The organism is Pseudomonas sp. GW823-FHT06E10, assembly GCF_058794995.1.
In genome coordinates this window covers 28,766-51,557 of the sequence record NZ_JBXAHJ010000015.1, presented here as the reverse complement: position 1 = coordinate 51,557, position 22,792 = coordinate 28,766, and the positions used below count along the sequence as shown (strand labels likewise).

17 protein-coding genes and 1 other RNA gene are annotated in these 22,792 nt (G+C 61.9%); 11 read left to right on the top strand and 7 right to left on the bottom strand.

The genetic code is table 11. The annotated features are described in order from the left end of the window. The first annotated feature begins 128 nt into the window (after positions 1–128). The 6 genes from AC1Q6Y_RS22130 to ffs all read left to right on the top strand — a co-directional run bounded on the left by AC1Q6Y_RS22130 (position 129) and on the right by ffs (position 9,426). On the top strand, positions 129–788 hold the full coding sequence (locus tag AC1Q6Y_RS22130; RefSeq protein WP_057715686.1) for a GntR family transcriptional regulator: 660 nt from the start codon (positions 129–131) through the stop codon (positions 786–788). Positions 789–790: 2 nt separating this feature from the next. Then, positions 791–4,279, top strand: a complete 3,489-nt coding sequence (gene smc / locus AC1Q6Y_RS22125) for a chromosome segregation protein SMC (protein WP_492625165.1) — start codon at positions 791–793, stop codon at positions 4,277–4,279. Between the two features lie 257 nt (positions 4,280–4,536). After that, on the top strand, positions 4,537–5,391 hold the full coding sequence (zipA, locus tag AC1Q6Y_RS22120; protein WP_407515280.1) for a cell division protein ZipA: 855 nt from the start codon (positions 4,537–4,539) through the stop codon (positions 5,389–5,391). A 91-nt stretch (positions 5,392–5,482) separates the two neighbouring features. After that, a complete protein-coding gene (ligA, locus tag AC1Q6Y_RS22115; protein WP_492625164.1) occupies positions 5,483–7,840 on the top strand; it encodes an NAD-dependent DNA ligase LigA in 2,358 nt (785 codons plus the stop codon). Between the two features lie 211 nt (positions 7,841–8,051). After that, entirely contained in the window at positions 8,052–9,218 is a 1,167-nt protein-coding gene (locus AC1Q6Y_RS22110; protein WP_492625163.1) for a zinc-binding metallopeptidase family protein, read from the top strand. A gap of 111 nt (positions 9,219–9,329) precedes the next feature. Next, positions 9,330–9,426, top strand: an RNA gene (gene ffs, locus AC1Q6Y_RS22105) — signal recognition particle sRNA small type. Positions 9,427–9,486: 60 nt separating this feature from the next. Here ffs and AC1Q6Y_RS22100 read toward each other — a convergent pair. Further along, positions 9,487–10,284, bottom strand: coding sequence for a substrate-binding periplasmic protein (locus AC1Q6Y_RS22100; protein ID WP_492625162.1), 798 nt, complete (start codon positions 10,282–10,284; stop codon positions 9,487–9,489). A gap of 123 nt (positions 10,285–10,407) precedes the next feature. On the opposite strand from AC1Q6Y_RS22100, the gene dnaX reads away from it, so the two are divergent. From dnaX to AC1Q6Y_RS22075, 5 genes are all read left to right on the top strand, one after another. Continuing rightward, a complete protein-coding gene (dnaX, locus tag AC1Q6Y_RS22095) occupies positions 10,408–12,483 on the top strand; it encodes a DNA polymerase III subunit gamma/tau (RefSeq protein ID WP_492625161.1) in 2,076 nt (691 codons plus the stop codon). 67 nt (positions 12,484–12,550) lie between these two features. Then, on the top strand, positions 12,551–12,889 hold the full coding sequence (locus AC1Q6Y_RS22090) for a YbaB/EbfC family nucleoid-associated protein (RefSeq protein WP_007971455.1): 339 nt from the start codon (positions 12,551–12,553) through the stop codon (positions 12,887–12,889). 278 nt (positions 12,890–13,167) lie between these two features. Then, positions 13,168–14,199, top strand: coding sequence for an NADPH-dependent curcumin/dihydrocurcumin reductase (curA, locus tag AC1Q6Y_RS22085; protein ID WP_102668953.1), 1,032 nt, complete (start codon positions 13,168–13,170; stop codon positions 14,197–14,199). Between the two features lie 79 nt (positions 14,200–14,278). Beyond that, positions 14,279–14,881, top strand: coding sequence for a recombination mediator RecR (gene recR, locus AC1Q6Y_RS22080; RefSeq protein WP_057715679.1), 603 nt, complete (start codon positions 14,279–14,281; stop codon positions 14,879–14,881). Positions 14,882–15,075: 194 nt separating this feature from the next. Next, a complete protein-coding gene (locus tag AC1Q6Y_RS22075) occupies positions 15,076–16,224 on the top strand; it encodes an acyl-CoA dehydrogenase family protein (protein WP_407515285.1) in 1,149 nt (382 codons plus the stop codon). Between the two features lie 139 nt (positions 16,225–16,363). On the opposite strand, the gene AC1Q6Y_RS22070 is transcribed toward AC1Q6Y_RS22075, so the two are convergent. From AC1Q6Y_RS22070 to AC1Q6Y_RS22045, 6 genes are all read right to left on the bottom strand, one after another. Then, the gene (locus AC1Q6Y_RS22070; protein ID WP_008057870.1) at positions 16,364–16,912 is read right to left on the bottom strand and encodes an adenine phosphoribosyltransferase; all 549 of its coding nucleotides are present in this window, start codon (positions 16,910–16,912) and stop codon (positions 16,364–16,366) included. An 80-nt stretch (positions 16,913–16,992) separates the two neighbouring features. Continuing rightward, a complete protein-coding gene (gene fnr / locus AC1Q6Y_RS22065; protein ID WP_046041331.1) occupies positions 16,993–17,727 on the bottom strand; it encodes a fumarate/nitrate reduction transcriptional regulator Fnr in 735 nt (244 codons plus the stop codon). Positions 17,728–17,817: 90 nt separating this feature from the next. After that, a complete protein-coding gene (hemN, locus tag AC1Q6Y_RS22060) occupies positions 17,818–19,200 on the bottom strand; it encodes an oxygen-independent coproporphyrinogen III oxidase (RefSeq protein WP_492625199.1) in 1,383 nt (460 codons plus the stop codon). A 201-nt stretch (positions 19,201–19,401) separates the two neighbouring features. Then, positions 19,402–20,085, bottom strand: a complete 684-nt coding sequence (locus AC1Q6Y_RS22055; RefSeq protein ID WP_492625160.1) for a sulfite exporter TauE/SafE family protein — start codon at positions 20,083–20,085, stop codon at positions 19,402–19,404. After that, positions 20,078–20,296: a cbb3-type cytochrome oxidase assembly protein CcoS gene (gene ccoS, locus AC1Q6Y_RS22050; RefSeq protein WP_056721958.1), complete on the bottom strand. Its 219-nt coding sequence runs from the start codon at positions 20,294–20,296 to the stop codon at positions 20,078–20,080. Before ccoS ends, AC1Q6Y_RS22055 begins: the two co-directional genes overlap by 8 nt. Positions 20,297–20,318: 22 nt before the next feature. After that, entirely contained in the window at positions 20,319–22,772 is a 2,454-nt protein-coding gene (locus AC1Q6Y_RS22045; RefSeq protein ID WP_492625159.1) for a heavy metal translocating P-type ATPase, read from the bottom strand. Between the last annotated feature and the right edge of the window lie 20 nt (positions 22,773–22,792).

The following is a 22,792-nucleotide window of genomic DNA, read 5'->3' as shown; positions in this document are numbered from 1 at the left end:
GATAGCCTGCTTTTTTGCTTGAATTTGCTTGAATCGTGCCAAAAACCTCCGGGCGGGCACTCCGCCCTGACGCAGCAATTGCGCTACACTGCGCCGCTTGTACAGATCAAAGAGTTTGAAGGACAACCATGACGTTCAAGGCGCCGGACAGCCTCGCCGAGCAAATCGCTCACCACCTCGCCGAACGCATCATTCGCGGCGAAATGAAGCCCGGAGAGCGCATCCAGGAACAGAAGGTCACGCTGGCCCTCAACGTCAGCCGTGGTTCGGTCCGCGAGGCCTTGCTGATCCTCGAGCGTCGGCACCTGATCGCGATCCTGCCGCGACGTGGCGCCCACGTCACCGAGCTCACACCGCACAAGGTGCAGAGCCTGTGCACGCTGATGAGCGAACTCTATATCCTGCTCGGTAACTCCGTGGCCAGCGGCTGGAAAACCCAGGCCGACATGGCGCCGTTCGTGCAGATCCAGCAACGCCTGACTGCCAGCTACGAGCGTCAGGACATCCGCACTTTCGTCGACGACAGCTTCAACGTGATGCGCGCCGCGTACCCGTTCGCCAACAACCCGTACTTGCAGGAGACAGTCGAGAATCTGCAGCCGGCCATGAGCCGTGCGTATTTTCTCGCGCTGGAGCAGCGCAAAGCGTCGATGAGCGAATTCCTCGAACTGTTCGAACGCTTGCTCGCTGCGGTGCTGGCCCGTGACTTTGTGCAGATTCGCGAAGTGCTGACGGCTTACGCCCAGCGCAGTTGCGATCTGGTGATATCCGCCTTGACGGACGCCTGATCTTGCGGCTCAAGTGCATCAAGCTGGCGGGGTTCAAATCCTTCGTCGACCCGACCACGGTGAACTTCCCCAGTAACATGGCGGCGGTGGTCGGGCCCAATGGCTGCGGCAAATCGAACATCATCGACGCCGTGCGCTGGGTGATGGGTGAGAGTTCGGCGAAGAACCTGCGCGGCGAATCGATGACCGACGTCATCTTCAACGGCTCCACCAGCCGCAAGCCGGTAAGCCAGGCGAGCATCGAACTGGTGTTCGACAACTCCGACGGCACCTTGCTCGGGGAGTACGCCGCTTATGCGGAAATCTCCATTCGCCGCAAAGTGACCCGCGACAGCCAGACTACCTATTACCTCAACGGCACCAAATGCCGGCGCCGCGACATCACCGACATCTTCCTCGGCACCGGCCTTGGCCCGCGCAGCTACTCGATCATCGAGCAGGGGATGATCTCCAAGCTGATCGAGTCCAAGCCCGAAGACCTGCGCAACTTCATCGAAGAAGCCGCGGGTATCTCCAAGTACAAGGAGCGCCGGCGCGAGACGGAAAACCGCATCCGCCGCACCCACGAAAACCTTGAGCGCCTGACCGACCTGCGCGAAGAGCTTGAGCGTCAGCTCGAACGCTTGCACCGCCAGGCCGAGGCCGCCAAGAAGTATCAGGAATTCAAGGGCGAGGAGCGTCAGCTCAAGGCCCAGCTGTCGGCCCTGCGCTGGCAGGCGCTGAACGATCAGGTCGGCCAGCGTGAAGCGATCATCGGCAACCAGGAAGTTTCTTTCGAAGCCTTGGTGGCCGAACAGCGCAATGCCGACGCAAGCATCGAGCGCCTGCGTGACGGGCACCACGACCTGTCGGAACGCTTCAACCTGGTGCAGGGGCGCTTCTACTCGGTCGGCGGCGACATTGCCCGGGTCGAGCAGAGCATCCAGCACGGTCAGCAGCGTTTGCGCCAGTTGCAGGATGACCTGAAAGAGGCCGAGCGCGCGCGCCTGGAAACCGAATCGCACCTGGGCCACGACCGCACGCTGCTGCTGACCCTCGGCGAAGAGCTGGACATGCTCACCCCGGAGCAGGAAGTCACCAGCGCCGCCGCCGAAGAGGCCGCTGCCGCGCTGGAAGAATCCGAAACCACCATGCACGGCTGGCAAGAGCAGTGGGATACGTTCAACCTCACCGCCGCCGAGCCGCGCCGTCAGGCCGAAGTGCAGCAATCGCGGATCCAGCAGCTGGAAACCAGCCTGGAGCGCCTGGCCGATCGCCAGAAGCGTCTTGGCGAAGAACGCGCCTTGCTCTCGGCGGACCCGGAAGACGCGGCGATCATGGCGCTCAGCGAGCAGCTCGCCGAATCCGAAGCGACGCTCGAGGATTTGCAGACCAGCGAAGAAGCCCAGGTCGAAAAGCTTGAGCAGTTGCGTCAGGAATTGCAGCAAGCGCTGACCGCGCAGCAGCAGGCGCAAGGCGATTTGCAGCGCCTCAACGGTCGGCTGGCTTCACTCGAAGCTTTGCAGCAAGCCGCGCTCGACCCCGGCACCGGTACCGCCGAATGGCTGCGCGAACAGAATCTTGCGAATCGCCCGCGCCTGGCCGAAGGCCTGAAGGTTGAGGCCGGTTGGGAACTGGCGGTGGAAACCGTGCTGGGTGCCGACCTGCAAGCGGTGCTGGTGGACGACTTCAACGATTTCGATCTGTCCGGGTTTGCCCAGGGCGACTTGCGCTTGCTCAGCCCGTCCAGCGATGGCGTACGGGTGCCGGGCAGCCTGCTGGACAAGGTCGAGGCGCAGCTCGATCTGTCGCCATGGCTGGGGCAGGTCAAGCCGGTGGACAGCCTCGAACAGGCCTTGGCCTTGCGCATTCAATTGGCTGCCGGGCAGAGCCTGATCAGCCGCGACGGTTACTGGGTCGGTCGGCATTTTCTGCGGGTGCGTCGGGCCAGTGAAGCGGAAAGCGGCGTGCTCGCCCGGGGTCAGGAAATCCAGCAACTGGGCCTGGAGCGCGAAGAACGCGAAGCCGCTGTCGAAACCCTGGAAACCCGACTGCAAAATCTCAGGGCACAGCAGCGTCAGCAGGAGAACGGTCGCGAACATCTGCGCCGTTTGCTGCAGGACGAAGCACGTCAGCAAGGTGAGTTGAAGGCTCAATTGTCTGCCGGCAAGGCCAAGGCCGAACAATTGACCCTGCGCCGTACCCGCCTCGACGAAGAGCTCATCGAACTCGATGAGCAGCGAGCGCTGGAACACGAAAACATCGGCGAAGCGCGCCTGCAATTGCAGGAAGCCCTCGACAGCATGGCGCAGGACACCGAGCAGCGTGAGTTGCTGCTGGCCCAGCGCGACAGCCTGCGTGAGCGTCTGGACCGGGTGCGTCAGGAAGCGCGGCAGCACAAGGATCACGCCCATCAGCTGGCGGTGCGTCTGGGCTCGCTCAAGGCGCAGCATGATTCGACGCGCCAGGCGCTGGAGCGTCTCGAGATGCAGTCCGAGCGCCTGACCGAAAAACGCGAGCAACTGAGCCTCAATCTGGAGGAGGGCGAAGCGCCACTGGAAGAGCTGCGCCTGAAACTCGAGGAGTTGCTCGACAAGCGCATGACCGTCGACGAAGAACTCAAGACCGCGCAGATCGCCCTCGAAGATGCCGACCGCGAACTGCGCGACGCCGAGAAGCGCCGCAGCCAGGCCGAACAGCAATCCCAGTTGATTCGCAGCCAGCTCGAAACCCAGCGCATGGAATGGCAAGCCCTGACCGTACGCCGCAAGACTTTGCAGGACCAATTGCTGGAAGACGGCTACGATCTCCACGGCGTACTCGCGACCCTGACTGCCGAGGCCAGCGAGAAGGAAGCCGAGGAAGAACTCGAGCGCATCGCCGCCCGGATCCAGCGTCTGGGCGCGATCAACCTGGCGGCCATCGATGAGTACCAGCAACAATCGGAGCGTAAGCGTTATCTGGATGCGCAGAACGACGATCTGGTGGAAGCCCTTGAAACCCTTGAGAACGTGATTCGCAAGATCGACAAGGAAACCCGCAACCGTTTCAAGGATACCTTTGATCAGATCAATGGCGGTTTACAGGCGCTTTTCCCAAAAGTTTTCGGTGGAGGCCGCGCGTATTTGGAACTGACGGGCGAAGATCTACTCGATACAGGGGTAACAATCATGGCGCAGCCGCCAGGAAAGAAGAACAGCACCATCCATTTGCTCTCCGGCGGCGAAAAGGCCCTGACCGCATTGGCTCTGGTTTTTGCGATCTTCAAGTTGAACCCGGCGCCGTTCTGCATGCTCGATGAGGTTGACGCGCCACTGGATGACGCTAACGTTGGACGCTACGCGCGATTGGTAAAAGAGATGTCACAGACAGTGCAGTTCATCTATATCACCCACAACAAGATCGCCATGGAAATGGCCGAACAACTGATGGGTGTGACGATGCACGAACCCGGTTGTTCACGTCTGGTGGCGGTGGATGTCGAGGAGGCGATGGCGATGGTGGATGCCTGAGTCGTGGTTGTAGGAAGAGTGTTTGCGGTTTGTAGGACTCTTTTCCTGGCTTCGACTTGCTGGCCAATCGACATATTCGCGCTAGCCAACGTGGTAGACGGTGTAAAGTTGCCTTTGGTCGTGCTAGTTTAATGTCAATTTTTCGTATACGTGGGCAAAACGCCTGTCAGAACATAGAGTTGGCGCCACGTTTTAAAGCGGTTTGCAGGTTGTAAACCCCTTATTTTTCAGCATTTTTTATAGAGGCACGGGATTACATGGAAATCGGTCTGCGCGAGTGGCTGATCGTCATCGGCATTATTGTCATTGCCGGTATTCTTTTCGATGGCTGGCGCCGTATGCGCGGCGGCAAGGGAAAACTGAAGTTCCGTCTTGATCGAAGTCTGTCCAACCTGCCGGACGAGGACAGCAGCGCCGAGCTGCTGGGCCCGCCGCGCGTGCTGGACGCACATAAAGAGCCGCAACTGGACGAGCAGGATCTGCCGTCGGTGAGCATGCCGGCCCGGGAGCCTCGCGAGTCGGGCTCCAAACGCGGCAAGCGTGGCCACAGCGAGCCTTCCCAGGGCGACATGAACCTCAGCCTGGATCTGGACGGCGGCCCGAGCTTCAGCAGCCGCGACGACGATTTCCCGGACAACACCAAGTCCGCGCCAGCGGTCAACGACAAGGATCAGCCGCAAGCTGAAGAAGTGCTGGTGATCAGCGTGATCTGCCGCGACGCTGCCGGCTTCAAGGGCCCGGCGCTGTTGCAGAACATTCTGGAGAGCGGTTTGCGTTTCGGCGAGATGGATATTTTCCATCGCCACGAAAGCATGGCCGGCAACGGTGAAGTGCTGTTCTCCATGGCCAACGCCGTCAAGCCTGGCGTATTCGACCTGGACGACATCGACCACTTCAGCACCCCGGCGGTGAGTTTCTTCCTGGGTCTGCCAGGTCCTCGCCATCCGAAGCAAGCCTTCGACGTGATGGTGGCAGCGGCGCGTAAACTGTCCCAGGAGCTCAACGGTGAGCTCAAGGACGACCAGCGCAGCGTGCTGACCGCCCAGACGATCGAGCACTACCGTCAGCGCATTGTCGAGTTCGAACGCCGCGCCCTGACCCAGAAACGTTGATTGAAATGGTTATTCCCGCGCGGTGCGCGGGATGATCGGCAAAACAGATTGAGCAGCCTCGGCTGCTCTTTTGCTTTATGAGAGAACACCCATGACCGCCGCCAAGAACCGTATTTTAGAGCTGCGCGCTGAGCTGGATCAGCACAACTATCGTTACCACGTGCTCGACGAACCGAGCATTCCGGACGCCGAGTACGACCGCTTGTTCAGCGAGCTCAAGGCTCTGGAAGCGGCCAATCCCGAACTGATCACCAGCGACTCGCCAACCCAGCGAGTGGGCAGCGCGGCGCTGTCGGCGTTTACCCAGGTGCGTCACGAAGTGCCGATGCTCAGTCTCGGTAACGCCTTCGAAGAAACCGACATGCGTGAGTTCGACCGTCGGGTGACCGAAGGCCTGGACCTGCCGGCGGGCGACCTGTTCGGTGGCGGCGCAACCGTTGAATATAGCTGTGAGCCCAAGCTTGATGGCCTGGCCGTCAGCCTGCTGTATCAGGATGGCGTGCTGGTGCGCGGCGCGACCCGCGGCGATGGCACCACCGGCGAAGACATCAGCGTCAACGTGCGCACCGTACGCAACATTCCGCTCAAGCTGCACGGCACCGGCTGGCCGGCGACCTTGGAGGTGCGCGGCGAAGTGTTCATGTCCAAGGCCGGTTTCGAGCGGCTCAACGCCACGCAACTGGAAGTCGGCGGCAAGACCTTCGCCAACCCGCGCAACGCGGCGGCGGGCAGTTTGCGCCAGCTGGACTCGAAGATCACCGCCAATCGCCCGCTGGAGTTCTGCTGCTACGGCATCGGCCAGGTGTCGGCGGATATCGCCGATACGCACATCGGCAATTTGCAGCAACTCCAGGCCTGGGGCATGCCGATCAGTCATGAGTTGAAACTGGCGCACGGCATCGCCGAGTGCCTGGATTACTACCGCGACATCGGTGAGCGTCGCAGCGCGCTGCCGTATGAAATCGACGGCGTGGTGTTCAAGGTCAACAGCATTGCCTCCCAACGCGAACTGGGTTTCCGCGCCCGCGAACCGCGCTGGGCCATCGCCCACAAATTCCCGGCGATGGAAGAGCTCACCGAGCTGCTCGATGTGGAGTTCCAGGTCGGCCGCACCGGGGCGGTGACGCCGGTGGCGCGTCTGAAACCGGTCAAGGTCGCGGGCGTCACGGTGGCCAACGCCACGTTGCACAACATGGACGAAGTCGCGCGCCTGGGCCTGATGATCGGCGACACGGTGATCATCCGCCGTGCCGGTGACGTGATTCCGCAAGTGGTGCAAGTGGTCATGGAGCGTCGTCCGGAAAACGCCCGGCCAGTACAGATTCCCGAGCAATGTCCGGTGTGCGGTTCCCATGTCGAGCGCACGCAACTGATCAAGCGCAGCAAGGGGCGCGAAACGGTCAGTGAAGGCGCGGTGTATCGCTGCGTCGGTCGGCTGGCCTGTGGTGCGCAACTCAAACAGGCCATCATTCACTTCGTTTCCCGTCGCGCCATGGACATCGAAGGCCTGGGTGAGAAGAGTGTCGAGCAACTGGTCGACGAAGGCCTGGTGAGCTCGCCTGCGGATCTGTACGCCCTGACCTTCGAGCAGATCGTCGATCTGGAAGGCTTTGCCGAACTGTCGAGCAAGAACCTGCTCGGCGCCATCGAAGACAGCAAGAGGCCGGGGCTGGCGCGGTTCATCTACGCCCTGGGGATTCCTGATGTCGGCGAGGAGACAGCCAAGGTCCTGGCCCGCTCCCTGGGTTCGCTGGAGCGGGTGCAACAGGCCTTGCCGCAGGTGCTGACGTACTTGCCGGATGTTGGCCTGGAAGTCGCGCACGAGATCCACAGTTTCTTCGAGGATGAGCATAACCGGCAGGTGATCGCTGATTTGCTCAGGCATGGCCTGCAGATTCAGGATCAGGGCGAGCTGGGTGCCGAGTTTTCGGCGAGCACCACGCTGGGCGGTTTCCTCGACAAGCTGCATATCCCCTTGGTAGGGCCGGGCGGGGCGCAGAAACTGGCGGACAAATTCGGCTCGCTGCAGGCTGTGATCGGTGCTGACTGGCTGGATATGCGCCAGGCGCTGCCGGAAAAACAGGCCAATTCGGTGCGCGAGTTCTTCGCGGTCGAGGCCAATCGCCAATTGGCCGAAGCGGCGGAGAAGCAACTGGCCGATTTCGGCATGCACTGGCAGAGCGAGAAGAAGGTCGTCGAAGGCTTGCCGCTGGCCGGGCAGACCTGGGTGCTGACCGGTTCGCTGGAGCTGATGAGCCGCGATATCGCCAAGGACAAACTCGAAAGCCTCGGCGCCAAGGTCGCCGGCTCGGTGTCGGCCAAGACCCATTGCGTGGTGGCTGGGCCGGGTGCCGGTTCGAAGTTGACCAAGGCCAATGAGCTGGGCTTGAAAGTGCTGGATGAAGAGGCACTTATCAAAACGTTGCGCGAGTATGGCAAGACCGATTAAAGGCGCGATTTAAATGTGGGAGCTAGCTTGCTCGCGATGAGGGCGTTACTGCCGACATTAATATTGGCTGATCTGCCGCCATCGCGAGCAAGCTCGCTCCCACAGGTGTTGCGCTCGACTTGCTATCAGGTGCAAGCATTCCATTCGCACCATGGGAGCAATCATTTCTTGGAAATGATCTAGTCTTGGCAAGCCCCAGGGAGAGATCGCCATGTACCCTTTCTTCGAGCAACTCAGCTCGCGCATCGCCGCGCCGTTCATGGGCGAAAGCTCGCGCAACAGCAAGGTCTGGTCCTGTCGTTGCGGGCAGTCGCTGTTCTTTCGCAACAGCCAGTGCCTGGCCTGTTCAGCGGCGTTGGGTTATCAGCCGGAGCAGAGTCGCTTGTCTGCGCTGCAACCGGGTGTGCAGGCAGGCACCTGGCGGCTGGGTGCCGATCCCGGGGCGGGCCTGTTTCGACGCTGCGCCAATCTCGACTCCCCGGCGGCCTGTAATTGGTTGCTGCCTGCCAATGACCGTGACGTCTTGTGCATTGCCTGCAGCCTCAATCGCACCATTCCTGACCTATCGATAGCCGACAACCACGAGCGCTGGCGCAAGGTGGAAACCGCCAAGCGGCGTCTGGTCGCGCAACTGCTCAGCCTGGGGTTACAGGTGATTCCCAAAACCGTCGATGAAGACACGGGCCTTGCCTTCGATTTCATCGGCGTGGACCTCGAAGGCAAACCGCCCACTACCGGGCACGCCAACGGCCTGGTCACCCTCGATATCAAGGAAGCCGACGATGCGCACCGCGAGCAGGTGCGAGTGCAAATGCACGAACCCTATCGCACGCTGCTCGGGCATTTTCGTCACGAAGTCGGGCACTACTACTGGGATCGATTGATCGCCAATGGCCAGTGGCTTGAGCCTTTTCGCGAATTGTTCGGCGATGAGCGCGCCAGCTATGCCGAAGCCCTCGAGCGGCATTATCAGCAGGGCGCACCGCTCGACTGGCAGCAGCACTACGTTAGCGCCTATGCGACCATGCATCCGTGGGAAGACTGGGCGGAAACGTGGGCGCATTACCTGCACATGATGGATGCGGTAGACACTGCGCTGGGGTTTGGCATGAGTGCCCGGGAAATGGACTTCGACTATCAGCCGTTTCCACCTCAAACCCTTTACGATCCGCAGCATCCCGGCGGCGCGGCGTTCCTGTCGTTCGTCAATGCCTGGATCGAACTGGCGGGCATGCTCAACGAATTGTCACGTAGCATGGGGCAGCCGGATTTCTATCCGTTCGTCCTGCCGCCATCCGTCATTGCCAAGCTGCACTTTATTCATCTGGTGATTCAGCAGGAGGGCGGCAGGGTGGACGAGGTGCTTGAGGCGCAATAGCAAGTGCTTGAAGCCCCTCATGTTTTTAATCCGAAACCAACGGTTGTAACTTCGCCTCAGATAGGTACAATGGCGCGGCTCGCCGACAGGTGAGCGTCGTTATGGTGACCCTATCGGTCCCCCCGCAACGATCAGCCGTGAACCCGGTCAGGCCTGGAAGGGAGCAGCCGCAGCGGTGACATTGTGTGCCGGGGTGTGGCTGGTAGGGTTACCACCTTAACGCCACGCGAGTGTTCTCTCGCGTTATTCTTCTGAAATCAGACTTTCGCTAGCTGCCAGGATCTTGTCCAGGGCGGTTTTTTGCCGTTTGCGGTTTATCCACAGCCGCAGGCTCGCCACCGATATACAGCCGAACAACCTCATCGATCTCCCCGGACATCTTCATCCGCGCCAGGGTGCGCAGGATGCTCTGCACCGGGATCTTCGGGTCGTTGCGAATGTAGCAACCGATTTGGTTTTCCTGCAGCACTGCCACGCCTTGCAGTTGCTGCTCCGGCAGCAGGCGGTGATTGAACCAGTCCAGGCTCCATTGATTGCTGACGGCATAGCGATTGCGGCCGGCCAGGAGCTTTTCCAGCACTTGTTCCTGATTGCGTGCGTCGTCGCGCTGCAGTTGGCCGGTGTCGAACAGCGGCTGCAGGGTCGGGTAGCTGTAACCGAGCACGGTGCCAATGGGCTGTTCCGGCAAGTTGGCGGGGTTGACTGCGCCGGGCGGCGCATGCCGGGTGATCAACAAGTCAGGTTGAATGAAGAGCGGGATGCTCCAGAGATAATCGTCAGGCTGATCGGGCAGCCACGATTGCGCGGCATAACAGCGGACATCGACCTCGCCTTGCGCCATGGCGTTTTCCACCCGCCCGCGAGGCAATACATGGAATTCGGCCGGCACGCCGACCTGGGTCGCGAGGCTGAGCATCACGTCATACAGGATGCCCTGGGTCGGCTTGCCCCGTTCAAGCTGCACCATGGGCATGGTCCAGCTGTCGGATATCACGAAGCGCAGCGGTGCTTGCGCAGCCACGCCGTCCAGGCTGATCAACAGCAATGCCCCCAAGGCCAGCCGCATAAACACTCCGTTAAAAGCCCCCGATGTGCAGCTTAGCCACAATACACGAGCGCACCGGATGCAATTTGTCCCTTGCTCCGCTAGCATTAGCCGCTTCTGCTTCCTTCGCTGCGACGGTTTTCGATGAGTTATCAGGTTCTTGCACGTAAATGGCGTCCGCGCTCGTTCCGCGAAATGGTCGGCCAGACCCATGTGCTCAAGGCTCTGATCAATGCCTTGGACAGCCAGCGGCTGCACCACGCCTATCTCTTTACCGGTACCCGTGGGGTCGGCAAGACCACCATCGCGCGGATCATTGCCAAATGCCTTAACTGCGAGACAGGTATCACTTCGACCCCCTGTGGCGAATGCTCGGTGTGTCGCGAAATCGACGAAGGCCGCTTTGTCGACCTGATCGAGATCGACGCCGCGAGCCGCACCAAGGTCGAAGATACCCGCGAATTGCTCGACAACGTGCAGTACGCCCCGAGCCGCGGGCGCTTCAAGGTCTACCTGATCGACGAAGTGCACATGCTCTCCAGCCATTCCTTCAACGCACTGCTCAAAACCCTCGAAGAGCCGCCACCCTACGTCAAGTTCATCCTGGCGACCACTGACCCGCAGAAACTTCCTGCAACGATTCTGTCGCGGTGCCTGCAGTTCTCCCTGAAGAACATGACGCCGGAACGCGTTGTCGAGCACCTGACCCACGTACTGGGTGTCGAGAACGTGCCGTTCGAAGACGATGCGCTGTGGCTGCTGGGCCGTGCCGCCGACGGGTCGATGCGTGATGCCATGAGCCTGACCGACCAGGCGATTGCCTTCGGTGAAGGCAAGGTCATGGCCGCCGACGTGCGGGCGATGCTCGGGACCCTCGATCACGGGCAGGTCTACGACGTCCTGCATGCCCTGATCGAAGGCGATGCCAAGGCGTTGCTCGAAGCCGTCCGCCATCTGGCCGAACAAGGCCCGGACTGGAACGGCGTGCTTTCGGAAATTCTCAATGTGCTGCACCGCGTTGCCATCGCCCAGGCTTTGCCGGAAGGTGTCGACAACGGTCACGGCGACCGTGATCGCGTGCTGGCACTGGCCCAGGCGTTGCCGGCCGAAGACGTGCAGTTCTACTACCAGATGGGCCTGATCGGGCGCCGCGACCTGCCGCTGGCGCCGGATCCCCGGGGCGGTTTTGAAATGGTGTTGCTGCGGATGCTGGCGTTCCGGCCCGCAGACACCGCGGATGCCCCGAGGCAACCGCTAAAGCCAGTGGGGATCAGCCAGGCCACAGTTGATTCCGCAAACTCAGTGGCTGCCGCGCCGGTTGTTGCGCCGGTAGTCGCGGCGGCCGTTGCGCCGATAGCGGCTGCGCCAGTGGCAGCTCCAGCGCCTGCACCGGAACCGGTTGCGCCGGTCGTTGTGCCAGAACCTGCGCCTGTGCCTGTGGTTGAAGCGGTCGTGGTCGAAGAGGTTGTCGACCTGCCGTGGAATGACCCGGTCGAGCCAGCGCCCGTCCAGCAACCGGCGGCAGAGCCGGTGCTGGAAACCGCCAGCGAACAACCCGAATTACCGCCGATGCCGACGCCGGACAGCGTGGTGCCGGACGCCCCGGAGTGGGCCGCCGCGCCGATCCCGGAACCTTCGGTGGCCGACGTCGATGCCGCGACGCCGGGCATGGACCTGGATGACGAGCCGCCGCTGGACGAGGATTACATCGAGCCGGACATGGATTCGGCCTACAGTTACCTCGACGAACTGGCCAGCGAGCATGCCGCCGACCCGGCTCCGGAGCCCGAGCCTGAGCCCGCGGCGATGCCGGCCACTGGTCTGGCCCTGCAATGGCTGGAGCTGTTCCCGAAATTGCCGATCTCCGGCATGACCGGCAGTATCGCCGCCAACTGCACGCTGATCGCGGTCGATGGCGACAATTGGCTGATGCACCTGGACCCGGCCCACAGTGCCTTGTTCAACGCCACTCAACAGCGTCGCCTCAACGATGCGCTGAACCAGTATCACCAGCGCACGCTGACCCTGAGCATCGAGCTGATCAAGCCCGAGCAGGAAACCCCGGCACAAGCGGCTTCGCGCCGCCGCGCCAACCGTCAGCGCGAGGCAGAGGAATCGATCCACGGTGATCCGTTCATCCAGCAAATGATGCAGCAGTTCGGTGCGGTGGTCCGTAACGATACTATTGAACCTGTCGACGCCCTGGTCACTCAGGGCTAATAACTGAAGGCACCTGGCCGCATGGGCCGGGCGCTGTTTTAATCCAAGTACTTTTGAGGTGATTACCATGATGAAAGGTGGCATGGCCGGCCTGATGAAGCAGGCGCAGCAGATGCAGGAAAAAATGGCCAAGATGCAGGAAGAACTGGCCAACGCCGAAGTCACCGGTAAGGCCGGTGGCGATATGGTCACCGTGGTGATGACCGGTCGTCATGACGTCAAGAGCGTGACCATCGACCCAAGCCTGGTCGAAGGCATGAGCGAAGACGACAAGGAAATGCTGGAAGCGGTCATCGCATCCGCGGTCAACGATGCCGTGCGCAAGATCGAAGCCAACAGCCAGGACAAAATGGGCAGCATGACTGCCGGCATGCAACTGCCGCCGGGCATGAAACTGCCATTCTGATTCGCCTTCAGGCGGCAGATGAGTTACAAAAATGCCAGGCATAGCGCCTGGCATTTTTGTTTTCGGCATTGGAGATGTAGTGTCTGGAATGCCGTCATCGCGAGCAAGCTCGCTCCCACAGGGGGGGTTGCATTCCAAATGTGGGAGCGGCGGTGCGGCGATCCGACTTGCCCGCGATGAATTCGCCTCGGTCTTGCTGAATAAACATCGAACACCATACCGCCACAAAGGTCTGCTCCCTACATCACTGAACCTCATCGATCACAGGAGACGCTGCCATGTCCGACCCCATGACCCTCAATCAACGCATTGTCCTGGCTTCTCGCCCGGTGGGCGCGCCAACGCCGGAAAACTTCCGTATGGAGCGGGTGGCGCTGCCGGACCTGGCCGACGGTCAGGTGCTGCTCAAGACCGTTTTCCTGTCGCTGGATCCCTACATGCGCGGGCGCATGAGTGACGCACCGTCCTACGCCGCACCGGTGGAAATCGGCGAAGTCATGACCGGGGGCGCTGTCAGCCGGGTCGAGCGCTCGCTCAATCCGAAGTTTCAGGAAGGTGACCTGGTGGTGGGTGCCACCGGTTGGCAAAGCCACAGCATCAATGACGGTCGCAGCATCATTCCGATTCCCGCGCTGCCAAGCCCTTCCATGGCCCTCGGGGTGCTGGGTATGCCCGGCATGACCGCGTACATGGGCCTGATGGACATCGGCCAGCCGAAAGCCGGCGAAACCCTGGTGGTCGCAGCGGCGTCCGGGGCGGTGGGCTCGGTGGTCGGCCAGGTGGCAAAGATCAAGGGGTTGCGCGTGGTCGGTGTGGCAGGCGGTGCGGAAAAGTGCCGTTATGTGGTCGACGAGTTGGGCTTCGACGCCTGCATCGACCACAAGAGCCCGGACTTTGCCGACGAACTGGCGCAAGCCTGTCCCAAGGGCATCGACATCTATTATGAAAACGTCGGCGGCAAGGTATTCGACGCCGTGGTGCCATTGCTCAATCCCAAGGCACGGATTCCGCTGTGTGGCTTGATCGCGTCCTATAACGCCCATGAGGCGCCGAGCGGCCCGGATCGCCTGCCACTGTTGCAGCGCACCCTGTTGACCAAGCGGGTGCGCATCCAGGGCTTCATCGTGTTCGATGACTATGGTGATCGCCAGCCGGAATTCCTCAGTGCCATGGCGCCCTGGGTACGCGATGGCAAGGTGAAGTTCCGCGAAGACGTGGTCGATGGCCTGGAACAGGCGCCTGATGCGTTCATCGGCCTGCTGGAAGGGCGCAACTTCGGTAAATTGGTGGTTCGGGTTTCCCGGGACTGAGTAATTCACGCTGCAATTTGACGCTCAACCGAGGCGCGGGTATAAACCGCGTCTCGTTGTTTTGTCGGACTTTTCCACCATGAGCTTCAGCCCTTTGATTCGCCAACTGATCGACGCCCTGCGAATTCTGCCAGGCGTGGGTCAGAAAACCGCCCAGCGCATGGCGTTGCAGTTGCTCGAGCGTGACCGCAGCGGCGGCTCGCGCCTGGCGCTGGCCCTGAGCCAGGCCATGGAAGGGGTCGGTCACTGCCGCTTGTGCCGTACGCTGACGGAAGATGATCTGTGCCCGCAATGCGCCGATACCCGTCGCGACGATACCTTGCTCTGCGTGGTGGAAGGGCCGATGGACGTCTATGCGGTGGAGCAGACCGGTTTCCGCGGGCGCTATTTCGTGCTCAAGGGCCATCTGTCGCCGCTCGACGGCTTGGGGCCGGAAGCCATCGGCATTCCGCAGTTGATGGCACGGATCGAAGAGGCCGGCACCTTCACCGAAGTCATTCTGGCCACCAACCCGACTGTGGAAGGTGAAGCCACGGCGCACTACATCGCCCAATTGCTCAGCAGCAAAGGCCTGATCGCCTCGCGCATCGCCCATGGCGTACCGCTGGGTGGCGAGCTGGAGCTGGTGGATGGCGGGACGCTGGCACATTCGTTTGCCGGGCGTAAGCCGATTTCGCTCTGAGTTCATGTGGCGTCCATGCTGACGCCATCGCGAGCAAGCTCGCTCCCACATTGGTTTTGTGTGCACCGCAGAACCCCTGTGGGAGCGAGCTTGCTCGCGATGCAGGCGGCGCGGTCCGTCTGAATGACACAATCCTGTTGAAAACCAAGCAAGCGCTCGGTTAACTTCACTGACCCCTTCAGTGGAGCTCGCCGATGTCTGCCTTTCAGGAATACTTCGACCCCAGCCACCAATTGGTCCGCGACAGCGTCAGACGTTTCGTCGAACGCGAGATTCTTCCTGACGTCTCGCAGTGGGAAGAAGCCGAAAGCTTTCCTCGCGAGCTCTACCTCAAGGCCGGCGCGGCGGGGGTTCTCGGCATCGGGTACCCGGAGGCCTACGGAGGCAGCCACGAAGGGGATCTGTTCGCCAAGGTTGCCGCCAGTGAAGAGTTGATGCGTTGTGGCTCAGGCGGGTTGGTTGCCGGCCTGGGGTCGCTGGATATCGGCTTGCCGCCCATCCTCAAGTGGGCCCGACCCGAAGTGCGGGACCGAGTGCTGCCCCAGGTGCTGTCGGGAGAGAAGATCAGCGCCCTGGCCATCACCGAGCCCGGCGGCGGTTCCGACGTCGCCAACCTGCAAACCCGTGCCGTGCGCGACGGTGACTTTTACCGGGTCAGTGGCAGCAAGACCTTTATCACCAGCGGCGTGCGCGCGGATTTCTATACCGTCGCAGTGCGAACGGGCGAACCGGGTTTCGGTGGCATCAGCCTGTTACTGATCGAGAAAGGCACACCGGGTTTCACCGTGGGACGGCAGCTGAAGAAAATGGGCTGGTGGGCGTCAGACACCGCTGAACTGTTCTTCGATGATTGCCCAGTGCCCGCAGGAAACCTGATCGGCGCCGAGAACATGGGCTTCGCCTGCATCATGGGCAACTTCCAGAGCGAGCGCCTGGCCCTGGCATTGATGGCCAACATGACCGCACAGCTGGCGCTGGAAGAGAGCCTGAAATGGGCGCGCCAGCGCGAAGCCTTTGGCAAACCGATCGGCAAGTTTCAGGTGATCAAGCATCGCCTCGCCGAGATGGCGACCGCGCTGGAGGTGTCCCGGGAGTTCACATACCGCCAGGCCGCGAAAATGGCGGCGGGGCAGAGCGTGATCAAGGAGATTTCCATGGCCAAGAATTTTGCGACGGATACTGCGGACCGGATCGTGAACGATGCGGTGCAGATACTCGGAGGGCTGGGTTACATGCGCGAGAGCCTGGTGGAGCGGCTGTATCGCGATAACCGCATCCTGTCGATTGGCGGCGGGACGCGGGAAGTGATGAATGAGATCATCAGCAAGCAGATGGGGCTTTGAACCGATCTTGAATTTAGTGGTGTTGCCGCTGACGCCATCGCGAGCAAGTTCGCTCCCACAGTGGATTGCATTCTTTCTGACAGAACGCGGTCGAATGTGGGAGCGAGCCTGCTCGCGATGGCGGTCTGACAGGCGCCGCTTACTTGTCGCTCAACGCAAACTGCGTCAGGCAGAACGTAGGAATGCCCATGTCTTCCAGACGCTGCGAGCCACCCAGCTCCGGCAGATCGATGATCGCCGCCGCTTCATGCACCCGGGCGCCCATGCGGCGGATCAGGTTGGCGGCGGCAATCAGGGTGCCGCCGGTGGCGATCAGGTCATCGAACATCACCACCGAATCCCCCTCGCACAGGCTGTCGGCGTGCACTTCCAGGAAGGCTTCGCCGTATTCGGTCGCATAGCCCTCGGCCAGCACGTCGGCTGGCAGCTTGCCTTGCTTGCGGAACAGCACCAGCGGCTTGTTCAACTGATAGGCCAGTACCGAACCGATCAGGAAGCCACGGGCGTCCATCGCGCCGATGTGGGTGAAGTCAGCCTCGACATAACGGTGGGCGAAGCTGTCCATCACCAGGCGCAGGGCCGTGGGCGACTGGAACAGCGGGGTGATGTCGCGAAAGATCACACCCGGTTTCGGGAAGTCGATGACAGGGCGGATGAGGGATTTGATGTCGAAGGAGTCGAAGACCATCGTCGTGGTGTCCTGGCAGGGCTGCAAACGACGCAGTATAACGGCGGCTGACCCGTTTCGCTCAGCCGCAACGTTTTGTTTCAGCCTTCCAGTGAGCCACCGGCCAGGGCGCACAGCTGGATCGGGTCGATAATCCGGATTTCCTTGCCTTCTGCCGCAATCAGCTCGTTTTGCTGGAAGCGGGTAAAGACGCGGGACACGGTTTCCACCGCCAGGCCCAGGTAGTTGCCGATTTCGTTACGCGACATGCTCAGGCGGAACTGATTGGCGGAAAAACCCCGGGCGCGGAAACGTGCCGAAAGGTTGACCAGGAAGGTGGCGATGCGTTCGTCGGCGGTCTTTTTCGACAACAGCAGCATCATCTGCTGGTCGTCACGGATTTCGCGACTCATCACCCGCATCAGCTGACGGCGCAACTGCGGCAATTGCAGGGCCAGTTCGTCGAGACGTTCGAAAGGAATTTCACACACCGAGGTGGTTTCCAGGGCTTGTGCCGACACAGGGTGCTTTTCCGTGTCCATGCCCGACAGACCGACCAGTTCGCTGGGCAGGTGGAAGCCGGTGAGCTGTTCTTCACCGGTGTCGCTCAGGCTGAAGGTCTTGAGGGCGCCAGAACGGACCGCGTAGACAGAATCGAAGGTATCGCCCTGACGGAACAGAAATTCGCCTTTTTTCAGCGGCCGGCCACGTTTGACGATTTCGTCCAGCGCATCCATGTCTTCCAGATTCAGCGAAAGTGGCAGGCAAAGAGGGGCCAGGCTGCAATCCTTGCAATGGGCTTGATTATGAGCGCGCAGTTTTACTGGCTCGGACATTTCTTCAATCCTTGTGGGAATTCACACATAAGACGTAAGGGTAACTCACCATAGGATATCGAGGCCAGTCTGGGGCGCTAGCTTGCAGAATTAGATTACCCGTGAAAATCGCTGGCGACTGTGTTGTTCCAGGTACGCGTCGAACACCATGCACACCGAGCGCACCAACAGTCGCCCGGCGGGCAGGACGGTGATCCTGTCGCGATCGAGTTCGATCAGCCCGTCTTTGGCCATGTCCTGCAGTTGAGGCCAGAGTTCGCCGAAGTAGCCTTGAAAATCGATGTTGAAGGCCTGCTCGATGTCAGCGTATTCGAGACTGAAATTGCAGATCAATTGCTGGATGACCGCACGCCGCAGCCGGTCATCGGCATTGCACAGCAGGCCGCGGCTGGTGGCCAGTTGCATGGATGCGAGCGCGTTCTGGTATTGGTTCAGGTCGCTGCTGTTCTGGCAGTACAGGTCGCCGATCTGGCTGATTGCCGACACGCCGAGGCCGATCAAGTCGCAATGGCCGTGGGTGGTGTAGCCCTGGAAATTGCGTTGCAGGGTCGATTCTTCCTGGGCAATCGCCAGCTCATCGTCGGGCAGGGCGAAGTGGTCCATGCCGATGTAGCGGTAGCCGGCGCTGATCAGTTGCTCGATAGTGCGCTGCAGCATTTCCAGTTTCTGCGCAGGTGTCGGCAGTTCATCGCTGTTGATGCGCCGCTGGGGCATGAAGCGTTCCGGCAGGTGGGCGTAGTTGAACACCGATAATCTGTCCGGTTGCAGGCGGATGACCTCTTCCACGGTGCGGGCGAAATTCTCCGGCGTCTGTCTCGGCAGGCCGTAGATCAGGTCGATATTGATCGAGCGAAACTGCAAGGTGCGGGCGGCGTCGATCACCGCGCGGGTTTCTTCCAGGCTTTGCAGGCGATTGACTGCACGTTGCACGGCCGGGTCGAGGTCTTGCAGGCCGATGCTGACCCGATTGAAACCCAGTTCGCGCAGCAGGCCCATGGTCGACCAGTCGGCCTCGCGCGGGTCGATCTCGATGCCGTAGTCGCCGGAGTCGTCGTCCAGCAAATTGAAGTGTTTGCGCAAATGCGCCATCAACTGGCGCAGTTCGTCGTGGCTGAGAAAGGTCGGTGTGCCGCCACCGAAGTGCAATTGCTCGACTTTCTGCGTAGGGTCGAGGTGGCAGGCGATCAACTGGATTTCCTGTTCCAGGCGCTGCAAGTACGGCTGCGCCCGCCCGCGATCCTTGGTGATGACCTTGTTGCAGGCGCAGTAATAGCAAATGTTCGCGCAGAACGGCACGTGCACGTACAGCGACAACGGGCGTTGGGCCTTGCGGCTGTCGCGCAGGGCATGAAACAGGTCGAAGGTGCCGACCTGGCTGTTGAATTGCACGGCGGTCGGGTACGAGGTGTAGCGTGGTCCCGCCAGGTCATAACGGCGGATCAGATCGGTGTCCCAACGAATGGCGTCGAGCATCATGCGGGCATTCCCCCGGATAGGCTGGCAGTGTCGGCCACTTTATGCGAGGGCGGGGTGGGGCATCTTGATTTGCATCAAGGTCAGAATCTTTGTCGTTTGTGAGGGCCTCATCGCGAGCAAGCTCGCTCCCACAGGTTTTGTGTACACAGCGACTCCCCCTGTGGGAGCGAGCTTGCTCGCGATGGGCGCGCCGCCGGTTTAATGCCCCATGAGCCAATGCTGATGCGGCCCCGGCAAGGTCCAGATGCCGAACAGCATCACCAGCAATCCGCCCGCCATCCGCACGCTGCGCTTGCGCAACAGTGCGGTGATGCGCTCGGCGGCAAGGCCTGTCGCCAGCAGCACCGGCCAGGTGCCGAGCCCGAACGCGAGCATCAACAACGCACTGTCCAGCGCGTTGCCCTGGCTGGCCGACCATAACAAGGTGCTGTAGACCAGGCCGCACGGCAGCCAGCCCCACAGCGCGCCCAACAGCAGCGCACGCGGAACGTTCGACACCGGCAGTAACCGGTTGGCGACTGGCTGGATATGCCGCCACAGGCCTCGACCGAGGCTTTCGATACGGGTCAGGCCGCTCCACCAGCCGGCCAGGTACAGGCCCATGGCAATCAGCAGCAAGCCGGCGAGGATGCGCAGGAACATCGCCGCCGGGCTGCTGGCCACGGCCCATCCGGCCAGGCCGATCAGCAGTCCGGCACAGGCATAGCTCAGAATCCGGCCCAGGTTATAGGCCAGCAGCAGACGAAAGCGGCGGCTGCGTTGCTCCTTGGGAATCGCCAGGGTCAGCGCGCCCATCAAGCCGCCGCACATGCCCAGGCAATGGCCGCCGCCGAGCAAGCCGAGGATCACCGCAGACACCAGCAGTGGCGTCAATTCAAGCATGGGGCGGGGCCTTGTCGTCCGTTTTGGCCGGTTGGCCGCTGGCCTCGTCGACGGCGGCGGTGTGGTTCGGGTCCTGGTCGTCGAACAGGATGCTGTGGGCCGGGCCGTCAAGGTCGTCGTACTGACCGCTGTCCACCGCCCAGAAGAAGATATAGACGGCGATGGCCACGATCAGCAGCGCAGCGGGAATCATCACGTAAAGAGCTGGCATCTGGACTCCATGCCCGTGCGGCTCAGGCCGGCAGCGGGCGGGTTTCTGGCGTGGTGTCGGGGGCGGGCGCGCTCGGCATGCGAGTCAGGCGCAGCGCGTTCAACACCACGGTCAACGAACTGATCGACATGCCCACCGCCGCCCATACCGGAGTGATCCAGCCGAGGGCGGCGAAGGGCAACATGAGGCCATTGTACAACCCGGCCCACAGAAGGTTCTCGATAATGACCCGACGGGTGCGCCGCGCCAGGCTGAAGGCTTGCACCAGCGCGTCGAGGCGGTTGGACAGCAGCACGGCGTCGGCACTGGTTTTCGCCAGGTCGGTGGCCGAGCCCATGGCGACGCTGATATCCGCAGCCGCCAGCACCGGCACGTCATTGACCCCGTCACCGAGCATCAACACCTTGCGACCTTCCTTGTGCAGTTGTTGCAGGACCTGCAGTTTATCGTCCGGACGCAAGCCGCCGCGGGCTTCATCGATACCCAGTTCCGCGGCCACGCTGGCGACCATCGGCGAACTGTCGCCGGACAGCAGCAGCGTGCGCCAGCCACGCGCCTTGCACGCGGCGAGTAGCGCGGGCGCATCGGCACGCAAGCGATCATCGAGGACGAGCCAGGCCAGCGGCCCGTCGGTGTCGCCGAGTAGCAGCCATTGGCCGGGTTCTTCGGGCATCGATGGCACCATGGCGCCGCTGAGTTCGCAGACAAAACGCGGTTGGCCGATACGCAGACGCCGCCCATCAACCAGCCCCTCCAGGCCAAGGCCCGGTGTGCTGTGGACTTCTTCGGCAGCCGTCGGCGCACGACCGAAAGCGCGGGCGATCGGATGTTCGGAGCGGTTTTCCAGGGCGGCAGCGAGGCTCAGGCATTGATCGCTGTCGAGCGCGCCGAGGGGGCGGATCGAGCGCAGCGCCAGGCGTCCTTCGGTGAGGGTGCCGGTTTTGTCGAAAATCACCGTGTCGATCTGGTTCAGGCCTTCCAGCACATGGCCGCGGGTCAGCAACAGACCGAGTTTGTGCAGTGTGCCGGTGGCGGCGGTGAGGGCGGTCGGCGTCGCCAGCGACAAGGCGCACGGGCAGGTCGCCACCAGCATCGCCAGCACGATCCAGAAGGCTCGCGAGGCATCCAACTGCCACCACAGCAGGCCAATCGCGGCGGCAGCGATCAACGATAACAGCAGGAACCATTGCGCGGCGCGGTCGGCGATTTCCGCCAGGCGCGGTTTTTCCGCCTGGGCACGATCGAGCAGGCGAACGATGGCCGAGAGGCGAGTGTCCTGGCCCAGGGCCTGGACCTCGACGGTCAGTGCGCCTTCGACGTTCATTGTGCCGGCGGTGACCGCGTCGCCGAGGGTGCGTGGTTGCGGCAGGTATTCGCCGGTCAGCAGTGACTCGTCGACACTCGACTGGCCGTCGAGGATCTTGCCGTCAGCCGGGAGAATGGCGCCCGGATGAACCAGCACCTGATCGCCGACACGCAGTTCACTGAGCAGAATGCGTTTGCTCTGGCCGTCGGCTGTCAATCGCAGGCACGAGGCGGGCAATAGGTTCACAAGCTGCGCGGTGGCGGCGGCGGTGCGCTCGCGGGCGCGGCGTTCCAGATAACGCCCGGCCAGCAGGAACAGGGCAAACATGCCGACGGCATCGAAATACAGCTCGCCGACCCCGGTGATGGACGTCCAGATCCCGGCGATGTAGGCGCTGCCGATGGCCAGCGACACGGAAACGTCCATGGTCAGGTGGCGGGTGCGCAGATCGCGCATGGCGCCTTTGAAAAACGGCGCGCAGCTGTAGAACACAATCGGGGTGGTGAGGAACAGCGCGACCCAGCGCAGGATGGTGTGCAGTTCGGGGCTGAGGTCGATGTTGAATTCAGGCCAGGTGGCCATGGTTGCCATCATCGCCTGGAACCACAGCAGACCGGCCACGCCGAGCTGGCGCAGGGCCAGGCGGTTTTCGCTGGCCAGTTGTTCGCTGGCCCGGTCGGCCTGATACGGGTGTGCGGCGTACCCGATGTGACGCAGTTCGCTGAGGACCTGGCTCAGCGGCAACTGCCCATCGGCCCAGCGTACGTGTAGGCGATGGTTGGACAGGTTCAGGCGCGCTTCGGCCACGGCCGGCAAGTTGCGCAGGTGTTTTTCGATCAGCCAGCCGCAGGCCGCGCAGCTGATGCCTTCCATCAGCAGTGTGGTTTCGGCCAGTTCGCCATCGTGGCGGACAAAGGGCTGCTGCACATCGGCGCGGTCGTACAGCGCCAGTTCATCCACCAGTTGCACCGGCAGCGCTTCAGGGTTGGCCGAGGCTTCGCTGCGGTGCTGGTAATAGCTTTCCAGGCCGCCGGCGACAATGGCCTCGGCCACGGCCTGGCAACCTGGGCAGCAGAATTCGCGGGTTTGCCCCAGGACCGCAGCGGTGAAGCGGCTGCCGGCCCGGACGGGCAGGGCGCAGTGGTAGCAGGGGAGTGGGGTGGTGGTCATGGAGTATTCACTAGTACTGC

Bases quoted from the DNA above. Each gene is read 5' to 3' on its own strand.
- AC1Q6Y_RS22130 (WP_057715686.1), top strand. From the start codon at position 129: ATGACGTTCAAGGCGCCGGACAGCCTCGCCGAGCAAATCGCTCACCAC.
- zipA (WP_407515280.1), top strand. From the start codon at position 4,537: ATGGAAATCGGTCTGCGCGAGTGGCTGATCGTCATCGGCATTATTGTC.
- ligA (WP_492625164.1), top strand. From the start codon at position 5,483: ATGACCGCCGCCAAGAACCGTATTTTAGAGCTGCGCGCTGAGCTGGAT.
- AC1Q6Y_RS22110 (WP_492625163.1), top strand. From the start codon at position 8,052: ATGTACCCTTTCTTCGAGCAACTCAGCTCGCGCATCGCCGCGCCGTTC.
- AC1Q6Y_RS22100 (WP_492625162.1), bottom strand. From the start codon at position 10,284: ATGCGGCTGGCCTTGGGGGCATTGCTGTTGATCAGCCTGGACGGCGTG.
- dnaX (WP_492625161.1), top strand. From the start codon at position 10,408: ATGAGTTATCAGGTTCTTGCACGTAAATGGCGTCCGCGCTCGTTCCGC.
- AC1Q6Y_RS22090 (WP_007971455.1), top strand. From the start codon at position 12,551: ATGATGAAAGGTGGCATGGCCGGCCTGATGAAGCAGGCGCAGCAGATG.
- curA (WP_102668953.1), top strand. From the start codon at position 13,168: ATGTCCGACCCCATGACCCTCAATCAACGCATTGTCCTGGCTTCTCGC.
- recR (WP_057715679.1), top strand. From the start codon at position 14,279: ATGAGCTTCAGCCCTTTGATTCGCCAACTGATCGACGCCCTGCGAATT.
- AC1Q6Y_RS22075 (WP_407515285.1), top strand. From the start codon at position 15,076: ATGTCTGCCTTTCAGGAATACTTCGACCCCAGCCACCAATTGGTCCGC.
- AC1Q6Y_RS22070 (WP_008057870.1), bottom strand. From the start codon at position 16,912: ATGGTCTTCGACTCCTTCGACATCAAATCCCTCATCCGCCCTGTCATC.
- fnr (WP_046041331.1), bottom strand. From the start codon at position 17,727: ATGTCCGAGCCAGTAAAACTGCGCGCTCATAATCAAGCCCATTGCAAG.
- hemN (WP_492625199.1), bottom strand. From the start codon at position 19,200: ATGCTCGACGCCATTCGTTGGGACACCGATCTGATCCGCCGTTATGAC.
- AC1Q6Y_RS22055 (WP_492625160.1), bottom strand. From the start codon at position 20,085: ATGCTTGAATTGACGCCACTGCTGGTGTCTGCGGTGATCCTCGGCTTG.
- ccoS (WP_056721958.1), bottom strand. From the start codon at position 20,296: ATGCCAGCTCTTTACGTGATGATTCCCGCTGCGCTGCTGATCGTGGCC.
- AC1Q6Y_RS22045 (WP_492625159.1), bottom strand. From the start codon at position 22,772: ATGACCACCACCCCACTCCCCTGCTACCACTGCGCCCTGCCCGTCCGG.